An 18,526-nucleotide genomic window follows, 5' to 3' on the forward strand; every position below is an offset into this window, starting at 1 on the left:
TAGTCGGCCCGCCCCCACGTGGGGGCGGGCCTTGGCCGCGAAAGCCGAGTCCTTTCCTCCTGAACCTGATCTACGGGGTGACGGCGTTGAGGGCATCCACCTTCTGGAATCCCCGGGGCAACTTCTTGCCCCGGCGGCCCCGCTCACCCAGATACTCTTCCAGTTCGGCGCCCTTCACCGCCTTGAACTTCTTGCCGGCCACCACATTGAGCACTTCGCCCTCCGCCAACAGGACCGGCTCCACCATCCATTCCTCCCGGGCCTTGAGGCGGGCCGAGGGGATATTGATGATCTTGTTGCCCTTGCCCCGGGCCATCCTGGGCAGGTCCGACAAGGCCGTGACCAGCAGATAGCCATCGGTGGTGGCCGCCGCCAAACGCTGACGCTCCGGATCCCGGATCCGGACCGGCGGCAACACGTTGGCCCCCTCCGGCACCGTCAGCACCACCTTGCCCGCCCGGTTGCGGGAGATCATGTCGTCCAGGGTGCAGATGAAGCCGTAGCCATGATCGGTAGCCAACAGATAGAGATCGTCCGATGCCCCCATCATCACCCCGACAAAGCGGGCACCGTCCGGCGGCGACAGCCGCCCCGACAGGGGCTCCCCCTGCCCCCGTGCCGACGGCAGGGTATGAGCGGCCAGGGCATAGGTACGCCCGGTGGAATCGATGAATACCGCCTGCTGATTGCTGCGCCCCAGGGCGGCGGACAGGAAACCGTCACCAGACTTGTAGCTGAGTCCGGCGGCGTCCACTTCATGACCCTTGGCGGCACGCGCCCACCCCATGCGGGAAAGTGCCACGGTCAGGGGTTCCGAGGGGATCAGGGCCGACTCATCCAGGGCCTGGGCGGCGGCCCGCTGCACGATGGGGGAGCGGCGATCATCACCGAACTTCTCCGCGTCGGCGGCAATCTCGTCACGCACCAGGTTTCTGAGCAATTCGCTGGAATCCAGGATGGCCTTCAGCTGTTCCCGTTCCCGGGACAGCTCATCCTGTTCACCGCGGATCTTCATCTCTTCCAGCTTGGCCAGATGGCGCAGCTTGAGTTCCAAAATGGCTTCGGCCTGGGTATCGGTGAGTCCGAAGCGTTCCATCAGCACCGGCTTGGGCGCGTCATGCTCACGGATGATGCGGATCACTTCATCGATGTTCAGGTAAGCGATCAGCAAACCTTCCAGGATGTGCAGCCGTTTTTCCACCTTGTCCAGGCGCCACTGCAGACGGCGGCGCACGGTCTCGGTGCGAAAGATCAGCCACTCGGTCAGGAGCTGGACCAGGTTCTTCACCTGAGGCCGGCCGTCCAGGCCGATGACATTCAGGTTCACCCGGTAGCTGCGCTCCAGGTCCGTGGTGGCGAACAGGTGAGCCATGAGGCCCGGGATATCCACCCGGTTGGAACGAGGGGTGATGACCAGGCGGGTGGGATGCTCGTGGTCCGACTCATCCCGCAGGTCCTCCACCATGGGCAACTTCTTGGCGTTCATCTGGGCGGCGATCTGCTCCAGCACCTTGGCCCCGGAGACCTGGTGGGGTAGTGCCGTGATGATGATGTCGCCATTTTCCCGTTCATGACGGGCCCGCATGCGCAGGCTGCCGTGACCGGTGCGATACAGCGCCGCCAATTCATGACGGGGGGTGATGATCTCCGCCTCGGTAGGAAAGTCCGGCCCCTGGATATGCCGACACAGTTCCTCCAGCGAGGCCTCCGGATGCGCCAGCAGGTGGATGCAGGCGGCGGCCACTTCCCTGAGGTTATGGGGCGGGATGTCCGTGGCCATGCCGACGGCAATGCCGGTGCCGCCGTTGAGCAGCACATTGGGCAGACGGGCGGGCAGGACCTTGGGCTCTTCCAGGGTACCGTCGAAGTTGGGCGCCCAGTCGGCGGTCCCCTGCCCCAGTTCCGACAGCAACAGCTGGGCATAGGCGGACAGCCGGGCCTCGGTATAGCGCATGGCCGCGAAGGACTTGGGATCATCCGGCGAGCCCCAGTTACCCTGGCCGTCCACAAAGGGATAGCGAGAGGAGAAGGGCTGCGCCAGCAGCACCATGGCCTCGTAGCAGGCGGAATCACCATGAGGATGGAACTTGCCCAGCACGTCCCCCACGGTACGGGCGGATTTCTTGTGCTTGGAGACAGCGGACAGGCCCAGCTCGCTCATGGCATAGATGATGCGCCGCTGCACGGGCTTGAGCCCGTCCCCCACATGGGGCAGAGCCCGGTCCAGGATGACGTACATGGAATAGTCCAGGTACGCCTTTTCCGTAAAGGTCTTGAGCGGCAGGCGTTCGACGCCTTCCAGATTCAGGTCGTAATTGCTCATGAATGTCCGTCGATTGCGGGCAAGGGATCAGGACCATCAGTCCTCTTCGGACTTGATGTCCTGAAAATACAGCCAGCCCATGGGAATCATCAGCAGGTAGCCTCCCACGGTGAGCACCCAGGCGTAGCCCGGGAAGCGCCAAGCCGGCGGATAGACGCCACCCAGGCCGGCAGTGGCCAGCTCCAGGATGCCGGCCATGGCCATGATGATGCCCGCAAAACTGAGCAGGATCAGCGCCAGGCGCTTTCCGAATCCGATGGGTGTTGCCATTTCAAGCTCCTGTTGTGTGTGAATCTCACGCTGAAGCAGTGCTGGGGGATCGCATTTTCGCGGGCGGGCCGCTCCCACAGTGTCATGGGATGCCATGAACCCTTCAGATCACCTCAGCCAGGTGGCCTTTGCTTTCCAGCCAGCTCTTGCGATCCCCCGCCCGCTTCTTGGCCAGCAGCATATCCAGCAGGGCATCGGTCCCGTCCCCGTCATCCAGGGTGAGTTGGACCAGACGCCGGGTATCCGGGGCCATGGTGGTTTCCCGCAGCTGCAGCGGATTCATCTCCCCCAGCCCCTTGAATCGGGTCACCGCTACCTTGCCCTTCTTCTTCTCCGCCGCAATGCGCTGCAGGACTCCCTGCTTCTCTTCCTCGTCCAGGGCGTAGAAGATCTCCTTGCCCACATCGATCCGGAACAGGGGCGGCATGGCCACGTATACCCGCCCCTGGGCCACCAGCGGGCGGAAATGACGCAGGAACAGGGCACACAGCAGGGTGGCGATGTGGGCACCATCGGAGTCCGCGTCCGCCAGGATGCAGACCTTGCCGTAACGCAGATCCTTCAGGTCCGCGGAACCGGGATTTACGCCGATGGCCACGCTGATGTCATGGATCTCCTGGGAGCCCAGGACCTGATCCGGATCCACCTCCCAGGCGTTGAGGATCTTGCCCCGCAGGGGCATGATGGCCTGGAACTCACGGTCCCGGGCCTGCTTGGCGCTGCCGCCGGCAGAATCCCCTTCCACCAGGAACAGTTCGGTCCGTGCCAGATCCTGGGCCGCGCAATCGGCCAGCTTGCCGGGCAAGGTCGGCCCCTGGGTCACCTTCTTGCGCACCACCTTCTTGCCCGCTCGCAGCCGGCGCTGGGCCGATGAGATGGCCAGTTCGGCGATGCGCTCGCCCGCCGCCGGATGCTGGTTCAGCCACAGGCTGAAGCTGTCCTTGACCACCCCGGAGACGAACGGGGCCGCCTCCCGGGCGGACAGGCGCTCCTTGGTCTGACCGGCGAACTGGGGGTCGAGCATCTTGAAGGACAGGATGTAGGACACCCCGTCCCAGACATCTTCCGGGGCCAGCTTGACGCCCCGGGGAATCAGGTTGCGAAACTCGCAGAATTCCCGCACCGCATCGGTCAGACCGGTGCGCAGGCCATTTACATGGGTACCGCCCTGGGCAGTGGGAATCAGGTTCACATAGCTCTCGGCCACGCCCTCGCCACCCTCCGGCAGCCAGACCACGGCCCAGTCCACGGCGTCCGTCTCGCCGGAGATGCTGCCCATGAAGGGCTCTTCCGGAAAGATCTCCGCCCCTTGCAGGGCTTCCATGAGGTAGTCCTTGAGACCTGCCTCGTAACACCAGTCGCAACGCTCACCGGTGACCTCGTCGTAGAAGGACATGGCCAGACCCGGACAGAGCACCGCCTTGGCCCGCAGCACATGCTTGAGCCGGAGCACGGAGAATTTCGGACTGTCGAAATACTGGGGGTTGGGCCAGAAGCGCAGCATGGTGCCGGTATTGCGGCGCCCCACCTCGCCCACCACCTTCAGGTCGCTGACCTTGTGGCCGTCGGCAAAGGCCATGTGATGTTCCTTGCCGTCGCGACGAATCCAGACCTCCAACTTCTGGGACAGGGCATTGACCACGGAGACCCCCACCCCGTGGAGACCACCGGAAAACTTGTAGCTCTTGTTGGAGAACTTGCCGCCCGCGTGCAGGGTGCCCAGGATCACTTCGACCCCCGGGCGCTTTTCCTTGGGGTGCAGGTCCACGGGCATGCCGCGGCCGTCATCGGTGACCGAAAGGGAACCGTCGCCGTGGAGGACCACGTCGATGCGTCCGGCGTGACCCGCCAGGGCCTCGTCCACGGAATTGTCGATCACCTCCTGGGCCATGTGATTGGGCCGAGTGGTGTCGGTATACATGCCCGGGCGCTTGCGCACCGGGTCCAGTCCGGAGAGGACTTCGATATCGGAGGCGGTATAGGAACTGGCGCTCATGCGCAATGACATCCGGCTACAAAGGCGCGCCTAATGTATGAAACATCAGGACAAGTTACAAGCATGCAGGGCTGGGAAACGCCTCCTTTGCCGTCACTCCCGCGACGGTGGAAGTCCAAAATTTTCAGTCCGCAACTGGATTCCCGCTTGCGCGGGAATGACGGAATTAGGGGAAGGCATCTCATTTCCAGCAGGCTGGATTCCCGCTTGCGCGGGAATGACTTATTGAGAACATCCTTGAAAGAGAACGGCGGTAGCCCCAACAATGTAAAGAGAAACACCGAGCAACTTCCCCGTCACTCCCGCGAAGGCGGGGTCCGGAATTTCCGGTCTGTGACTGGATTCCCGCTTGCGCGGGAGTGACTTGCTCGGAACATCCAAAGGGTCACACCCTACAACCACAGGATCTTTCTGCCCATGAGCCTCTCTCCCTTCATCGTCGATGTCACGGAAGCCGACTTCCAGTCAGTGGTGATTGAGGGCTCCCATGAGCACCTGGTGCTGGTGGACTTCTGGGCCGACTGGTGCCAGCCCTGCAAGATGCTACTACCCCTGCTCTCGGCCTTGGCCGAGGAGTATGGCGGCAAGTTCGTGCTGGCCAAGGTGAACAGCGACCGGGAACAGGGACTGGCCGTGGAGCACGGGGTGCGCAGCATCCCCACGGTGATCTTCTACCAGGATGGACGACCGGTGGATCAGTTCATGGGCATGCAGCCTGAATCGAGCATCCGCGCCCAACTGGAGAAATACCTGCCCGGCCCCGAGGCGCAAGGGCGTCAGGCGGCGCAAGCCGCGCTGGCTGCGGGTGATGCGGCGCAGGCAGTGTCGCTGCTGGAAGCGGTGCTGGAAGATCACCCTGACCGGCAGGCCCTGAAGATCGACTTGGCCAAGGCCCTGATTCAAGCCGGACGGGCGGATGAGGCGGAAATAGCCATCAAGACCCTGCCCATGGACCTGTATGAACAGGCCTCGGTGCGACTACTGGAAGCACAGCTCCATTTTGCGCGGGCGGTCGGGAAGCCGGACGCGCTGCCGGTGCTGAAGAAGAGACTGGAGTCCGAGCCGGACGACCCGGAAGCCCTGCATCGTCTGGGCTGTGCACTGATCCTTGAGGGGGAACATCAGACCGGGCTGGACAAGCTGATCCAGCTCATGCGCCAGCATCGCAGGTATGGGGATGATGCCGGTCACAAGGCCCTGCTGGCGGCATTCGAGCTTTTAGGGGCCAGACACCCGCTGGTGAATGAGTATCGGCGCAAGATGATGGCGCTGATGTACTGAATGTTCTCATCCCCGCCCCTTCTCCCCCCGGTGGGGAGAAGGGTACGAGGTTCCATGCGATGATCAGCGCTGCACCGACTTCACGTGCCGGATCATCTCCATGATGTCCCCGGCCGGACGATAGCCGGGGATCAGGTCGCCACTTTCCAGCAGGATGGCCGGCGTGCCGTTGATGCCCATCATCTGCCCCGTGATGACGTGCTCTCTGACCGGGGTCTCGCAGTTCTTCTCATCGATGTTCTTGCCGTCCTTGACCCGATCCATGGCCCCGGCCCGGTCATCGGCACACCAGATGCCCACCATCTTGCGGAAGGTGGGGCTACCCTCGCCGGAGCGGGGGAACATCACGTAACGCACCTTCACGCCCTGCTCGTTCAATGCCGGCACTTCTTCATGCAGGCGACGGCAATAAGGACAGTCCACGTCGGTGAACACGGTGATGACATGCTCTGTCCGCCCCTTGGGGGCATAGATCACCATGCCGGACTCATCCATCCCGGTCAGCATGTCGCGTCGCCCCACTGAACGGGCCTCGGATGTCAGGCTGCGACGGGTATCCAGTTCCACCAGTTCACCATCCAGCACATATTGGCCATCCGCACTGATATAGAACAGCTGAGCCCCATATCTCACCTCGTAGAGTCCCTTCACCGGCGTTTCCTGAATACTGCTGGGCTCGGCGTTGGGCACCAGCAGGGACACCCGCTCCTGGAGCTGTCGCAGAGTCTGGGCGTCCGCACCAGCCACGGCCGGCACCACCAGCAGGATAACGAGGACAAGAGAAAGACCGTATCTATACATGTAGGTGACTCTTTGGTGATGTTTGGCTGTCGCTGCAAATCACAGCGGTGTCAGGGTATGACAAGGCAAGGCGTCATTCGATCCCCTGACAGAGTATGAGATTCATCAAAAGGGGGCCATGGTAGCGGGAACCGGCAGCGGGTTCACCCCCTGGGGTGATGGGCGGCATGCAGGTCCTTGAGCCGCTCCGTTGCCACATGGGTATAGATCTGGGTGGTGGAGAGACTGGAGTGGCCCAGCAACATCTGCACCACCCGCAGGTCAGCCCCATGATTCAGCAGGTGGGTGGCAAAGGCATGGCGCAGCGTATGGGGTGACAGATGCTTGTCAATCCCCGCGTTTTGCGCATGACGCTTGATCAGATACCAGAACGCCTGACGGGTCATGCCCTCACCCCGGCGGGTGACGAACAGGGCCTCCGACTGGCCGTGGCCCTGCATGAGTGCCGGCCTGCCCTCAGCCAGATAACGCTCCAGCCAGTCCATGGCCTCCTCTCCCAGGGGGACCAGTCGTTCCTTGCCGCCCTTGCCCAGGGTACGCACCACCCCATGACGACGACTGACCTGTCCCAGGCGCAACCCCACCAACTCCGAGACACGCAGTCCGGTGGCATAGAGCACCTCCAGCATGGCCCGGTCACGCAGGCCGTTGGTGTCTGCCACCTCCGGGGCCGCCAGCAGGGCCTCCACCTCGGCCTCGGTGAGGGTATCGGGCAGCGGGCGCCCCAGCCGTGGGGCATCGATACGGGCCGTGGGATCATCCCGGATCCGGCCGGCCTGGAGCAGAAATCCATAAAAACGGCGCAGGGTGGACAACAGCCGCGCCAGACTGCGGGGTTTGGCGCCCGCTTCCAGCCGCTGGGCCAGATAGGCCAGCAACCGCCCCCGGTCCGCAGTGACCAGGGATGTGTCTTGCGCCTCCAGATAACGGGCCAGACCGCTCAGGTCGGCCCGGTAGGCCGACAGGGTGTGCTCACTCAGGCCTTCCTGCATCCATAGTGTATCGAGAAACCGGTCAATGACCGGCTGATCCTTGAGTCCCTCCGCCACGAATCAACCCTTGTCCTCGTCCTGTTTCGATACCACCCGGGGCAGACCGTCCCCCATCAGGCCCTTGAAGGCGCTCATCAGGTCCATCGGGAAGGGAAAGATGACGGTAGAAGCATTCTTGTTGCTCATGTCACCCATGGTCTGCAGATAACGCAACTGCAGGGCATGGGGGCTTTTGGCAAGGATGTCCGAGGCCTCGGTCAACTTCACCGCCGCCTGCAACTCCCCTTCGGCATGGATCACCTTGGCCCGCCGCTCACGCTCGGCCTCCGCCTGCCGGGCAATGGCGCGGATCATGGTCTCGTTGAGATCCACGTGCTTGATCTCCACGTTGGCCACCTTGATGCCCCAGGCGTCGGTCTGGCTGTCCAGGATACTCTGAATGTCGTCGTTGAGCTTGTCCCGTTCCGAGAGCATTTCATCCAGGTCGTGCTTGCCCAGCACGGAGCGCAGGGTGGTCTGAGCCAGCTGGCTGGTGGCGTTGTTATAGTCCTCCACCTGAATGATGGCCTTGGCCGGGTCCACCACCCGGAAATAGAGCACCGCGTTCACCCGCACGGTGACGTTGTCCTGGGAGATCACGTCCTGGCTGGGCACGTCCAGGGTGATGACCCGCAGGTCCACCCGCACCATCTGTTGGATGCCGGGGATGACGATGATCAGACCCGGTCCCTTGACCAGCTGGAATCGCCCCAGAAAGAAGATGACGCCCCGTTCGTACTCCGGGAGAATCCGGATGGACATCACCAAAAAGCCGAGAATCAGGCCCAAAGGGACCAATAGTGCTGTGATCATGGCGTGGACACTCCTGTCGTGATGGTCTTGTCGGAGACGGGCTCGACGGTCAGCGTCAACCCATCGATGGCCTTGACATGGACGGTATCTCCCTTGGCCAGAGGGACATCGCAGCGGGCCAGCCAGGATTCGCTATGGACCCATACGCGCCCGCTGCCGCCGGAGAAACGCTTCATGACGGTGCCGGTGGCGCCGACGAGTTCTTCCCGTCCGGTGGTGACCTGTCGCTTGCGGATGCCCACCAGCTTGCCCAGCACCCACATCAGGAAGATGGCGGAGACCAGGGCGGTGCCGCCCACCAGGGGCAGGGAGATGTGCAGGTTGGCCTCGTCCACCAGGATGATGGAACCCACCACGAAGGCGGCGATGCCGCCGAAGCCCAGAATGCCGAAGCTGGGCAGGAAGGCCTCCGCGATCATGAAGACGATGCCCAGGAAGATAAGGGCCAGACCGGCGTAATTGATGGGCAGGACCTGGAAGGCGTACAGGGCCAGTACCAGGCAGATGGCCCCCACCACCCCGGGGAAGATGTTGCCGGGATTGGCCAACTCGAAGATGATGCCGTAGATGCCCACCAGCATGAGGATGTAGGCGATGTTGGGATTGGTAATCACCGCCAGCAGGCGGGTGCGCCAGTCGGGTTCCAGCTCCACCAGTTGAAGGTTCTCGGTGTTGAGTTCACGTTCGCCCACCTCCAGCTTCACCACCCGGCCATGGATCCGGCCGAGCAGATCCTCCAGGCTTTCGGCCACCACGTCGATGACGTTCTTTTCCAGGGCATCGCTGGCGGTCAGGCTCACCGCCTCACGCACGGCCTCCTCCGCCCAGTCCGCATTACGCCCTCTCAACTCCGCCAGTCCGCGGATGTAGGCCACGGCATCCTCCAGTACCTTGCGTTCCATGGCCGTGGTGCCTCGGCGCGGCAGTGGCCTGGCCTCTTCTTCGACATCGGCTTCTGCGGCAGCCGATCCTCCTCCCTCATCTGCGGTCCCATTGCCCGCCGCCACATCCAGGCGCCGTTCGGAGTCGCCCCCCGGCCGGTCCTGGGGTTCGTCGGGCATGCCCGGCATCCCGCCCACCTGCACCGGCGTGGCCGAACCCAGGTTGGTGGCGGGGGCCATGGCGGCAATATGGCTGGCATAGAGCAGATAGGTCCCCGCGCTGGCCGCCCTGGCGCCGGAAGGCGATACATACGTGACCACGGGAACGGGCGAGGACAGGATACCCTTGATCATGTCGCGCATGGCGGTATCCAGGCCGCCGGGGGTGTCCATGCGGACCACCACCACCTCGGCATTGCGCTCCCGCGCCTTCTCCAGCCCCCGCACGAAATAATCGCTGGTGGCGGGTCCGATGGCACCTTCCACGTTCAGGATCAGGGCAATCCTTCCCTCCCGGGCCTGGCTCACGAAGGCCAGCCCGCCCCCCAGGCACAGCAGCAGGAACCATAGCATCAGCCGGGCAGGAAATGATCGGGACGAATGGAAGGATCGGATCATGCGTATCACGACGAATGGACCTCGTACAGTGCGGCCAGGTCACGTTCCAGCAGAGACTCGTCACCCAGATTGAGCTCTACCAGACGTTTGAGATGCTGGGCACTCTCCAGTTCCATCTGGGTGATCCGAAGCCCCAGATCCCGACCGTCGATACGCTGCAGCTGCACCATGAGCAGGATGTCCAGGTCTTCGGCCAAGGGCACCCGCAGGTAGGCGTATTCGCCCAGCCGACGTTGCGGCATGGACCGGGAAGTTCGCACCAGTACCCCCTGCAGGGAGAGATCCACCAACTCCACCGGGGTCTCGTCGGGAGACTCCAGGGTCATGTAGGCCACACCCTTGAAGCTGACCCGATGAAAATGCCGCCGTTCCTGACTGTGTTCTTCGCTCATGGGGTCCTCGTCGCATGCTCGTGGCAGGGGATCCGGTCATCCACCGATCTCCCACGAGTATAAGACCGCGACGGGTGCTTTGCTGAAAAGCCCACGGCCGGGGCTATAATGCCCGCCCATCCCGTGGCTTCATCAGTCCCACAGACACGCACCGACGCAGCCGGAACTTGCCATGACCGACCCCCAGACGCCCGTACCCCTTCCGCCCATCGGCATCCTGCGCCGCCTGGTCTGCATCCTCTATGAGAGCATGCTGCTCCTGGCCGTGCTCATGCTGGCCGCGCTGGGGATCACCCTGCTCACCGGCATCACCGAGGAAAGCCCCCTCTTTCCGTTGTTTACCCTGTTGATCCTGTGCGTGGCTTTTTTGTATTTCGGCGGGTTCTGGACTCGGGGCGGCGTCTCCCTGGCCATGCAGACCTGGCGCATCCAGCTGGTGGGCAGGCGGGGGCAGACCGTCACCTGGATGCATGCCATGCGCCGTTTCCTGACGGCCCTGCTGCAGTGGGTGGTGATACTGGCTGGCATCCAGGCCTGGCGCACCGGCCTGTGGCCCGTGGCGCTGGGGGTGCTGGCGGTGGTAGGCGGCGGGCTGATCTGGAGCTGGCGCCACCCCCAGAAACTCATGCTGCATGACCTGCTGTCGGACACCCGTCTGGTGCGCCTGCCGGATCACAAGAAAAAAGGGGTTTGAACAGCCGATGACTCCCGGGCTTAGCGCACCCGGCGCAAGGCCCACAGGGCCACCAACAGAAACACCGTCAGCGGCAGCGCGGCGCTGAGAAAGGGGGGGATCCCGTACACCAGCCCCATGTGGTTCAGGGTGCGGTTGAGCAGGTGGAACCCTACCCCGATCAGGATGCCGATGAACAACCGCTGCCCCGCCCCACCGGTGCGCAGGGAACCGAATATGAAGGGTATCGCCAGCAGCAGCATCACCAGACTGGACAACGGAGTGGTGAAGCGGGTCCAGAAGGCCAGCTCGTAGGGGGCCGACTCCAGGTTGTTCTCCCGCAGATAGGTGATGTAGCGGGCCAGTGACCAGGCAGACATCTGCCGGGGTTCCACCACGATGACGTCAAACAGCTCAGGGGCCAGCAGCCGGTCCCATCGTTCCATGTCCACCCGTTCCGCCCGTATCCCCGTGGACGAGATGTGACTGCGCACCACGTCTTCCATGATCCAGACACCCTCCCGGTAACGGGCCTGACCGGCCTGGACCGACTCCACCAGGCGCCCGGTATCGTCGAACCGGTAGATGCGCAGATCCTGCAGCCGCAGCCCCGGCATGATGGTGCGGACATTCAGGAACCGATCCCCGTCCCTGGCCCACAGACCGCCACTGCCCACATGGACCTGATCGGAATGGGAGAAGGTGCGCAGACTCTGGGCCTGACGCTCTGCGGCCGGCGCCACCACCTCCCCCAGCAGCACCGCCACCACCATCATGACCAGCCCGGCCTGCAGCACGGCGTTGACGATGCGGGAAACGGACAACCCGGCCGCCCGCATGGCGGTGAGTTCGCTGTTCTCGGCGGCGGTACCCAGACTAAGCAGAGTGCCCAGCAGCACTGCGGTGGGAAACAGCTCATAGAGCCGACGGGGAATGGTGAGGGCCGTGTAGGTCACGGCCTGGATCCAGCCGTAGGCCCCCTGCCCCACGTCATCCAGCTCACCGATGAAGGTGAAGGCCACATCCAGTGCGGTCAGCACCAGCAGGGCCAGCAGGGTGCCGCCGATCACCTGGCGAGCGATGTACAGGCGCAGGATCATCATGCCGGCAGCTCCTTGCGACGCCAGGCCATCATCAACCAGCGCAGGCCATAGCGATGCACCAGCAGATGGATCAGCAGGACCACCACCAGGGCATGCACCCACCACATACCCAGCCAGGCCGGAGAGACACCATCCGCATACCAGGACTGAGCCATGATCTGCAGCTGGGCATAGACCACGTAGACGGCCACGCCCAGGGCCAGCTTGGCAAATCGGCCCTGTCGAGGCGAGGTATAGGACAACGGCAACGCCACCAGGGCCAGCAACAGCATGGAGATGGGGGCCGCCAGCCGCCATTGCAGCTCGGCCCGGTAGTCCAGCCGCTCCGATCCCAGCAGGGTCAGGGTGGGCACGTTGTCAGTACGACTGCGCACCGATACGGCATCGGGTTCCGGCATCCTCACCCCATGGGTCTTGAATTCGATGATGCGAAAATCCAGGTCCCCCGGACTGCCCTCGTAGCGGAAACCATCCCGCAGGACGAAAAAACGCTGGCCGGATGCCGGGTCCACCTGCTGGGTGGCCGTGCGCGCCACCACCACCTCGGTCTGGTCTCCCATGCGGCGCTGAATGAAGACGTTGTTCATGGTGCGGCGCTCATCAGAGAAGGATTCCACGAACAGCACCACGCCGCCGAACCCGGCCCGGGTGAACCGTCCCGGCGTGACCCCCATGAGATCGGAACGCTGGCTCGCCTCGGCACGGATCTGGTCCACCATAAGGGAGGTCTGGGGTGAGACGAACAGGGACATCAGGGCCAGGATCAGGGTCAGCGGCAGGGCCAGGATGAGGATGGTGCGGTACAGGCGGCCATACCCCACGCCGGCGGCCATCAGGGCCGCCATCTCGCTGTCCTTGTAGAGTCTGCCCAGGGAAAGCATCAGCGCCAGGAACAGGGAGACGGGCAACAGCAGGATCAGGCCGTTGAACGTGCCCAGGACCAGGATGGGCGGCAGCACATCACCGGGGATGCGGCCTTCGGCCGCTTCCCGCAGCAGCCGGGCCAGGACACCGCCCATGATGATCAGCAGCAACACCAGGGTCACGGCGAGCTGGGTGAACAGCATCTCCCGGACCAGATAGCGGTCAAGCACCTTCAGGCGCATGCCGCCGCGGCCCCGACGCCCTGGGCGCCTGTTGGTGAAGAGAACGGATTTTCCATAGAATGGACAAACTCTTGTCAGTCGTGGGCGGGCTGATGGGCACGACCCCTGCCCTCCCCCATACTCCCCAGCATCCCCCGAGGAACGGCATGGAATTCACAGTCGAAAGTACCCACCCCGCAGAACAGCGCAGCGCCTGCCTCGTTGCAGGGGTGTTCGAGCGCCGTAAGCTCTCCGCCGCCGCCAAAGCCCTGGACGAGGCCACCGGCGGCGCCATCAGCACCCTCGTCAAGCGGGGTGACATGGACGGCGAGCGTGGGCAGTGCCTGTGGCTGCATCACGTCCCCAACGATATCGCGGACCGGATCCTGCTGGTCGGCTGCGGTAAGGAACGGGAGTTCGGTGAAGCCGCCTTCCGCCAGGTCACCGCCGCCATGGTGGGCGCCCTCCGGCACAGCGGCGCCGACAGGGTGCACAATTATCTCACGGATCTGCCGGTGAAGGGACATGACCTGGAATGGAAGCTGGTGCAGAGCGTGCTGGTGGTAGAAGACGGCCTCTACCGCTTCGACGAATTCAAGAGCAGCAAGAAATCCGGCCATGGCGCCCTCAAGCGCATGGTCCTCAACGTAGCCGATGCCAAGGATCTGGAAACCGGCGCCCAGGCCATGGCCCGCGCCTCTGCCACCGCCTTGGGCATGGCCCTGACCCGGGACCTGGCCAACCGTCCCGGCAATGTCTGCACCCCCACCCACCTGGCGGAACAGGCCCGGCAACTCAAGAAGGCCTATAAAGACCTGAAACTGGAAGTACTGGACGAGGAAGAGATGGAAAAGCTGGGCATGGGTGCCCTGCTGGCGGTCTCCCGCGGCTCCGAACAGCCGGCCAAACTCATCGTCATGGACTACCGGGGCGGTAAAAAGGGCGACAAGCCCGTGGTCCTGGTGGGCAAGGGCATCACCTTCGACACCGGCGGCATCTCCATCAAGCCCGGCGAGGCCATGGACGAGATGAAGTTCGACATGGGCGGCGCGGCGGCGGTCATGGGTACCATGAAGGCCGTGGCCGAACTCAAACTGCCCATGAACATCATCGGTGTCATCGCCGCCGCCGAGAACATGCCCGACGGCAAGGCCATCAAGCCCGGCGACATCGTCACCACCCTCTCGGGGCAGACGGTGGAGATCCTCAACACCGACGCCGAGGGCCGGCTGGTGCTGTGTGACGCCCTGACGTATGTGGAACGCTTCGATCCGGAAGTGGTGGTGGACATGGCCACGCTCACCGGCGCCTGCATCATCGCCCTGGGCCATCAGGCCTCGGCGGTACTGGGCAATCACGGCCCGCTCATCAACGAGTTGCTGGCCGCGGGCAAGCACAGCGGCGACCGGGTCTGGGAGATGCCCCTGTGGGATGAATACCAGGAACAGCTCAAGAGCAATTTCGCCGACATGGCCAATATCGGCGGTCGTCCCGCAGGCACCATCACCGCAGCCTGTTTCCTGTCCCGGTTCACCAAGAAGTACAAGTGGGCCCACCTGGACATCGCGGGGGTGGCCTGGAAGAGCGGCAAGGAAAAGGGTTCCACCGGGCGTCCGGTGCCGTTGCTGATGCAGTTTCTGGCCGACCGGGTGAAGGACTAGACGGCATCCTGCTCCTCCGGGGAACCCCTTCCCTCACCCCACAACCCCCATCCCAAGGGGAGAGGGGCTTTTACCAGCCTTCTTCCCTTGGGATGGGGCTTTTACCACCCTTCTCCCCTAAGGGGAGAAGGGCCGGGGATGAGGGGAAAACCGGCCACCGGACAACGAATGCGGCACACCATGACCCGAGTCGATTTTTACACCATCAAGAGCGACCAGCCCCAGGCCCGTCTGACCACCGCCTGCCGGCTGATCCACAAGGCCTTCGGACTGGGGCACCGGGTGCATGTGCATACCGGCGCCCCCGGCTTGTCACGACAACTGGATGAACTGCTGTGGACCTTCCGGGACGATGCCTTCATCCCCCACGAGATCAACCCCCAGGACACCGACATGCCGGTAAGCATCGGCCATGACCGGGTCCCGCCCACGGCGCGGGATCTGCTGCTGAACCTGGCCGAGACCGTGCCCCAGGGTTATGAAGGCTTTGCCCGGGTGGCGGAGATCGTCAACGAGGATCCCGTGGTGAAACAGGCCGGGCGCGACCGCTTCCGCTACTACCGGGAACACGGCTGCGACCTGCACCACCACCCGCTGGGATGACCACTCCCACCGAAAAGCATCATATAATCCGCCACTTCCGCCCGCACCCAGACACAGGCACCATGGACAAGACTTACGACCCCCACGCCATCGAGCAAGCCATCTACCAGGAATGGGAGGGCCGCGGCTGGTTCGCTCCCGCGGGTGAGGGCACGCCCTACTGCATCATGCTGCCGCCACCCAACGTCACCGGCACCCTGCACATGGGCCACGCCTTCCAGGACACCCTGATGGACACCCTCATCCGCTACCACCGGATGCGGGGCGACAACACCCTCTGGCAGGGGGGCACCGACCATGCGGGCATCGCCACCCAGATGGTGGTGGAACGCCGGCTGGCCCGGGACGGCCAGTCCCGTCACGACCTGGGCCGGGAGGCCTTCCTGGACAAGGTATGGGAATGGCGGGACCACTCCGGCAACCAGATCCAGCAACAGCTGCGTCGCCTGGGCACCTCCATCGACTGGCACCGGGAGCGCTTCACCATGGATGCCGGCCTGTCCCGGGCGGTGACCGAGGTCTTCGTGCGCCTGTACGAGGAAGGCCTGATCTATCGCGGCAAGCGCCTGGTGAACTGGGACCCGGTACTGCACACCGCCGTCTCCGACCTGGAAGTGATCTCCGAGGAGGAACAGGGCAAGCTCTGGCACCTGCGCTACCCCCTGAGCGACGGTTCCGGTCATCTGGTGGTGGCCACCACCCGCCCGGAAACCATGCTGGGGGATACCGCCGTGGCGGTGAATCCGGAGGATGAGCGCTATCGCCACCTCATCGGCAAGACCGTGATCCTGCCCCTCACCGGCCGCGAGATCCCCGTGATCGCCGACGACTACGTGGACCCGGAATTCGGTTCCGGCTGCGTGAAGATCACCCCCGCCCACGATTTCAACGACTACGCCGTGGGCAGCCGGCACGATCTGCCCATGATCAACATCTTCACCGTGGATGCCCGCATCAACGATGCCGCGCCCGAAACCTACCGCGACCTGGACCGCTTCGACGCCCGTCGGCAGATCATCGCCGACCTGGAGGCCCAGGGCCTGCTGGAGCGCATCGACGACCACAAGCTCATGGTGCCCCGGGGTGACCGCAGCGGCGCCGTCATCGAGCCCTTCCTCACCGACCAGTGGTACGTGAAGGCCGCGCCCCTGGCCGAGCCCGCCATCCAGGCGGTGGAAGACGGCCGCATCCGCTTCGTGCCCGAGAACTGGAGCAAGACCTATTTCGAATGGATGCGCAACATCGAGGACTGGTGCATCTCCCGCCAGATCTGGTGGGGCCACCGCATCCCCGCCTGGTACGACGAGGCCGGCAACATCTACGTGGGCGAGGACGAGACCGCAGTACGCCGCAAGCACCAACTGGGGGATGAGGTGCGCCTGACCCAGGACCCGGACGTGCTGGACACCTGGTTCAGCTCCGCCCTGTGGCCCTTCTCCACCCTGGGCTGGCCGGAGCAGACCTCGGAACTCAAAACCTTCTACCCCACCGCGGTACTGGTCACCGGCTTTGACATCATCTTCTTCTGGGTGGCCCGCATGATCATGATGGGCCTCAAGTTCATGGATGATGTGCCCTTCCGGGAGGTCTATGTCACCGGCCTGATCCGCGATGCGGAGGGCCAGAAGATGTCCAAGTCCAAGGGCAACGTGCTCGACCCCATCGACCTCATCGACGGCATCAGCCTGGAAGACCTGCTGGCCAAGCGCACCACCGGGCTGATGCAACCGCAGATGGAAAAGCGCATCGCTCAGGCCACCCGCAAGCAGTTCCCCGACGGCATCCCCGCCTTCGGCACCGACGCCCTGCGCTTTACCCTGGCGGCCCTGGCCTCCAGCGGCCGGGACATCAAGTTCGACCTGGGCCGCATCGAAGGCTACCGCAACTTCTGCAACAAGCTGTGGAACGCAGCCCGCTACGTGCTCATGAACACCGAGGGCCAGGACACGGGCCTCGGCGGCGGAGCGGTAGAACTGTCCCTGGCGGATCGCTGGATCACCTCCCGCCTGCAGGACACCATCGCCGAGACCCACCGCCAGCTGGGGGCATATCGCTTCGACCTGGCGGCCAAGGCCCTGTACGAGTTCACCTGGTACGACTACTGTGACTGGTATCTGGAGTTGTGCAAACCGGTACTCACCGGCGAAGACAGCAGCGAGGCCGCCCGCCGCGGCACCCGCCGCACCCTGGTGCAGGTGCTGGAGACCCTGCTGCGCCTGATGCACCCGGTGATGCCCTTCATTACTGAAGCCATCTGGCGCCAGGTGGCCCCGCTGGCCGGCGTGACCGGCGACACCCTCATGCACCGCCCCTACCCGTTGGTGGACGAGGCCCTGAAAGATGCCGACGCAGAGCAGGAGATCGAGTGGGTGAAGACCTTCATCCTGGGCATGCGCCGCATCCGCGCCGAAATGGACATCTCCCCCGGCAAGCCCCTGCCCGTGCTGCTGGACAACTGGAAGCCGGAAGATCAGGCCCGCTTCGCCGCCAACCAGGGCTTCATCCGGTTCCTGGCCAGACCCGAGTCGGTGCAGTGGCTGGAAGGCACCGAGGCCCCGGAATCTGCCATGACCCTGGTGGGCGAGATGCGCCTTTTGATCCCCCTGGCGGGTCTGATCGACAAGGACGCGGAAATCGCCCGTCTGGAAAAGGAAATCGCCAAGGTGCAGAAGAACCTGGCCCAGTGCGAGGGCAAGCTCGCCAACGCGGGCTTCGTGGAGCGTGCCCCGGCCGAAGTCGTGGCCAAGGAGCGGGAGCGGGTGGCCGAAATGGGAACGACCCTGCGGGAGCTGGAAGCCCAGCTGGAGAAGATCCGACGACTGTGAGGCCGCGCACTGGGTCAAAGCCCCTCTCCCGCTGGCGGGAGAGGGGTTGGGGTGAGGGCCTCAAAAAGCCCCCAACCTGTCACATTCACTACAATCCCCCGCACATCCTGCGCCCTGCTCCGGCAATTCCAGAAGATTAACAAACACTTACAAACTCAAAAAACTGGCTC

The 18,526-nt window shown here is 64.0% G+C and carries 15 protein-coding genes; 5 read left to right on the top strand and 10 right to left on the bottom strand.

Translation table 11 applies throughout. From position 1 onward, the window contains the following. Positions 1-70: 70 nt before the first annotated feature. The 3 genes from parC to parE form a co-directional block, all read right to left on the bottom strand. A complete protein-coding gene (parC, locus tag LQ956_RS06880) occupies positions 71-2,323 on the bottom strand; it encodes a DNA topoisomerase IV subunit A (RefSeq protein ID WP_238621816.1) in 2,253 nt (750 codons plus the stop codon). 36 nt (positions 2,324-2,359) lie between these two features. Beyond that, positions 2,360-2,593 carry a hypothetical protein gene (locus tag LQ956_RS06885; protein ID WP_238621817.1) on the bottom strand — a complete coding sequence of 78 codons (234 nt, stop codon included), beginning with the start codon at positions 2,591-2,593 and terminating at the stop codon, positions 2,360-2,362. A 103-nt stretch (positions 2,594-2,696) separates the two neighbouring features. Further along, entirely contained in the window at positions 2,697-4,589 is a 1,893-nt protein-coding gene (gene parE, locus LQ956_RS06890; protein WP_238621818.1) for a DNA topoisomerase IV subunit B, read from the bottom strand. 417 nt (positions 4,590-5,006) lie between these two features. Between parE and trxA the strand changes: the two genes are divergently transcribed. Continuing rightward, positions 5,007-5,870, top strand: coding sequence for a thioredoxin (gene trxA / locus LQ956_RS06895; RefSeq protein WP_238621819.1), 864 nt, complete (start codon positions 5,007-5,009; stop codon positions 5,868-5,870). Positions 5,871-5,933: 63 nt separating this feature from the next. Here the strand turns inward: trxA and LQ956_RS06900 are convergent, their stop codons facing one another. The 5 genes from LQ956_RS06900 to LQ956_RS06920 form a co-directional block, all read right to left on the bottom strand. Continuing rightward, on the bottom strand, positions 5,934-6,671 hold the full coding sequence (locus LQ956_RS06900; protein WP_238629647.1) for a DsbC family protein: 738 nt from the start codon (positions 6,669-6,671) through the stop codon (positions 5,934-5,936). Positions 6,672-6,814: 143 nt separating this feature from the next. Continuing rightward, the gene (gene xerD / locus LQ956_RS06905; protein ID WP_347402216.1) at positions 6,815-7,720 is read right to left on the bottom strand and encodes a site-specific tyrosine recombinase XerD; all 906 of its coding nucleotides are present in this window, start codon (positions 7,718-7,720) and stop codon (positions 6,815-6,817) included. A gap of 3 nt (positions 7,721-7,723) precedes the next feature. Further along, on the bottom strand, positions 7,724-8,515 hold the full coding sequence (locus LQ956_RS06910) for a slipin family protein (protein ID WP_238621821.1): 792 nt from the start codon (positions 8,513-8,515) through the stop codon (positions 7,724-7,726). Next, positions 8,512-10,014 carry an NfeD family protein gene (locus LQ956_RS06915; protein WP_238621822.1) on the bottom strand — a complete coding sequence of 501 codons (1,503 nt, stop codon included), beginning with the start codon at positions 10,012-10,014 and terminating at the stop codon, positions 8,512-8,514. Before LQ956_RS06915 ends, LQ956_RS06910 begins: the two co-directional genes overlap by 4 nt. A gap of 5 nt (positions 10,015-10,019) precedes the next feature. Beyond that, positions 10,020-10,406: a PilZ domain-containing protein gene (locus LQ956_RS06920; protein ID WP_238629648.1), complete on the bottom strand. Its 387-nt coding sequence runs from the start codon at positions 10,404-10,406 to the stop codon at positions 10,020-10,022. Between the two features lie 172 nt (positions 10,407-10,578). Here LQ956_RS06920 and LQ956_RS06925 point away from each other — a divergent pair, with 172 nt between their 5' ends. Next, positions 10,579-11,100: an RDD family protein gene (locus tag LQ956_RS06925; RefSeq protein ID WP_238629649.1), complete on the top strand. Its 522-nt coding sequence runs from the start codon at positions 10,579-10,581 to the stop codon at positions 11,098-11,100. 20 nt (positions 11,101-11,120) lie between these two features. Here the strand turns inward: LQ956_RS06925 and lptG are convergent, their stop codons facing one another. Together lptG and lptF are read right to left on the bottom strand one after the other, a co-directional pair. Further along, positions 11,121-12,182 (bottom strand): LPS export ABC transporter permease LptG, encoded by a 1,062-nt coding sequence (gene lptG / locus LQ956_RS06930; RefSeq protein ID WP_238629650.1) that lies wholly within the window; start codon positions 12,180-12,182, stop codon positions 11,121-11,123. Further along, the gene (gene lptF / locus LQ956_RS06935) at positions 12,179-13,288 is read right to left on the bottom strand and encodes an LPS export ABC transporter permease LptF (RefSeq protein ID WP_238629651.1); all 1,110 of its coding nucleotides are present in this window, start codon (positions 13,286-13,288) and stop codon (positions 12,179-12,181) included. Before lptF ends, lptG begins: the two co-directional genes overlap by 4 nt. 146 nt (positions 13,289-13,434) lie before the next feature. Between lptF and LQ956_RS06940 the strand changes: the two genes are divergently transcribed. From LQ956_RS06940 to LQ956_RS06950, 3 genes are all read left to right on the top strand, one after another. Beyond that, positions 13,435-14,928 (top strand): leucyl aminopeptidase, encoded by a 1,494-nt coding sequence (locus tag LQ956_RS06940; protein ID WP_238621827.1) that lies wholly within the window; start codon positions 13,435-13,437, stop codon positions 14,926-14,928. A gap of 180 nt (positions 14,929-15,108) precedes the next feature. After that, a complete protein-coding gene (locus LQ956_RS06945; protein WP_238621828.1) occupies positions 15,109-15,531 on the top strand; it encodes a DNA polymerase III subunit chi in 423 nt (140 codons plus the stop codon). Positions 15,532-15,593: 62 nt separating this feature from the next. Then, a complete protein-coding gene (locus tag LQ956_RS06950) occupies positions 15,594-18,356 on the top strand; it encodes a valine--tRNA ligase (protein ID WP_238629652.1) in 2,763 nt (920 codons plus the stop codon). Positions 18,357-18,526 lie beyond the last annotated feature (170 nt).

This window comes from Ectothiorhodospira lacustris, assembly GCF_022227845.1.
Lineage (GTDB): Bacteria > Pseudomonadota > Gammaproteobacteria > Ectothiorhodospirales > Ectothiorhodospiraceae > Ectothiorhodospira > Ectothiorhodospira lacustris.

What these genes read in the sequence shown, in the direction of transcription:
- LQ956_RS06940 (WP_238621827.1), top strand. Translation starts at nt 13,435, where the DNA reads ATGGAATTCACAGTCGAAAGTACCCACCCCGCAGAACAGCGCAGCGCC.
- trxA (WP_238621819.1), top strand. Translation starts at nt 5,007, where the DNA reads ATGAGCCTCTCTCCCTTCATCGTCGATGTCACGGAAGCCGACTTCCAG.
- LQ956_RS06945 (WP_238621828.1), top strand. Translation starts at nt 15,109, where the DNA reads ATGACCCGAGTCGATTTTTACACCATCAAGAGCGACCAGCCCCAGGCC.
- LQ956_RS06900 (WP_238629647.1), bottom strand. Translation starts at nt 6,671, where the DNA reads ATGTATAGATACGGTCTTTCTCTTGTCCTCGTTATCCTGCTGGTGGTG.
- LQ956_RS06915 (WP_238621822.1), bottom strand. Translation starts at nt 10,014, where the DNA reads ATGATCCGATCCTTCCATTCGTCCCGATCATTTCCTGCCCGGCTGATG.
- lptG (WP_238629650.1), bottom strand. Translation starts at nt 12,182, where the DNA reads ATGATGATCCTGCGCCTGTACATCGCTCGCCAGGTGATCGGCGGCACC.
- parE (WP_238621818.1), bottom strand. Translation starts at nt 4,589, where the DNA reads ATGAGCGCCAGTTCCTATACCGCCTCCGATATCGAAGTCCTCTCCGGA.
- LQ956_RS06920 (WP_238629648.1), bottom strand. Translation starts at nt 10,406, where the DNA reads ATGAGCGAAGAACACAGTCAGGAACGGCGGCATTTTCATCGGGTCAGC.
- lptF (WP_238629651.1), bottom strand. Translation starts at nt 13,288, where the DNA reads ATGCGCCTGAAGGTGCTTGACCGCTATCTGGTCCGGGAGATGCTGTTC.
- parC (WP_238621816.1), bottom strand. Translation starts at nt 2,323, where the DNA reads ATGAGCAATTACGACCTGAATCTGGAAGGCGTCGAACGCCTGCCGCTC.
- LQ956_RS06885 (WP_238621817.1), bottom strand. Translation starts at nt 2,593, where the DNA reads ATGGCAACACCCATCGGATTCGGAAAGCGCCTGGCGCTGATCCTGCTC.
- LQ956_RS06910 (WP_238621821.1), bottom strand. Translation starts at nt 8,515, where the DNA reads ATGATCACAGCACTATTGGTCCCTTTGGGCCTGATTCTCGGCTTTTTG.
- LQ956_RS06950 (WP_238629652.1), top strand. Translation starts at nt 15,594, where the DNA reads ATGGACAAGACTTACGACCCCCACGCCATCGAGCAAGCCATCTACCAG.
- LQ956_RS06925 (WP_238629649.1), top strand. Translation starts at nt 10,579, where the DNA reads ATGACCGACCCCCAGACGCCCGTACCCCTTCCGCCCATCGGCATCCTG.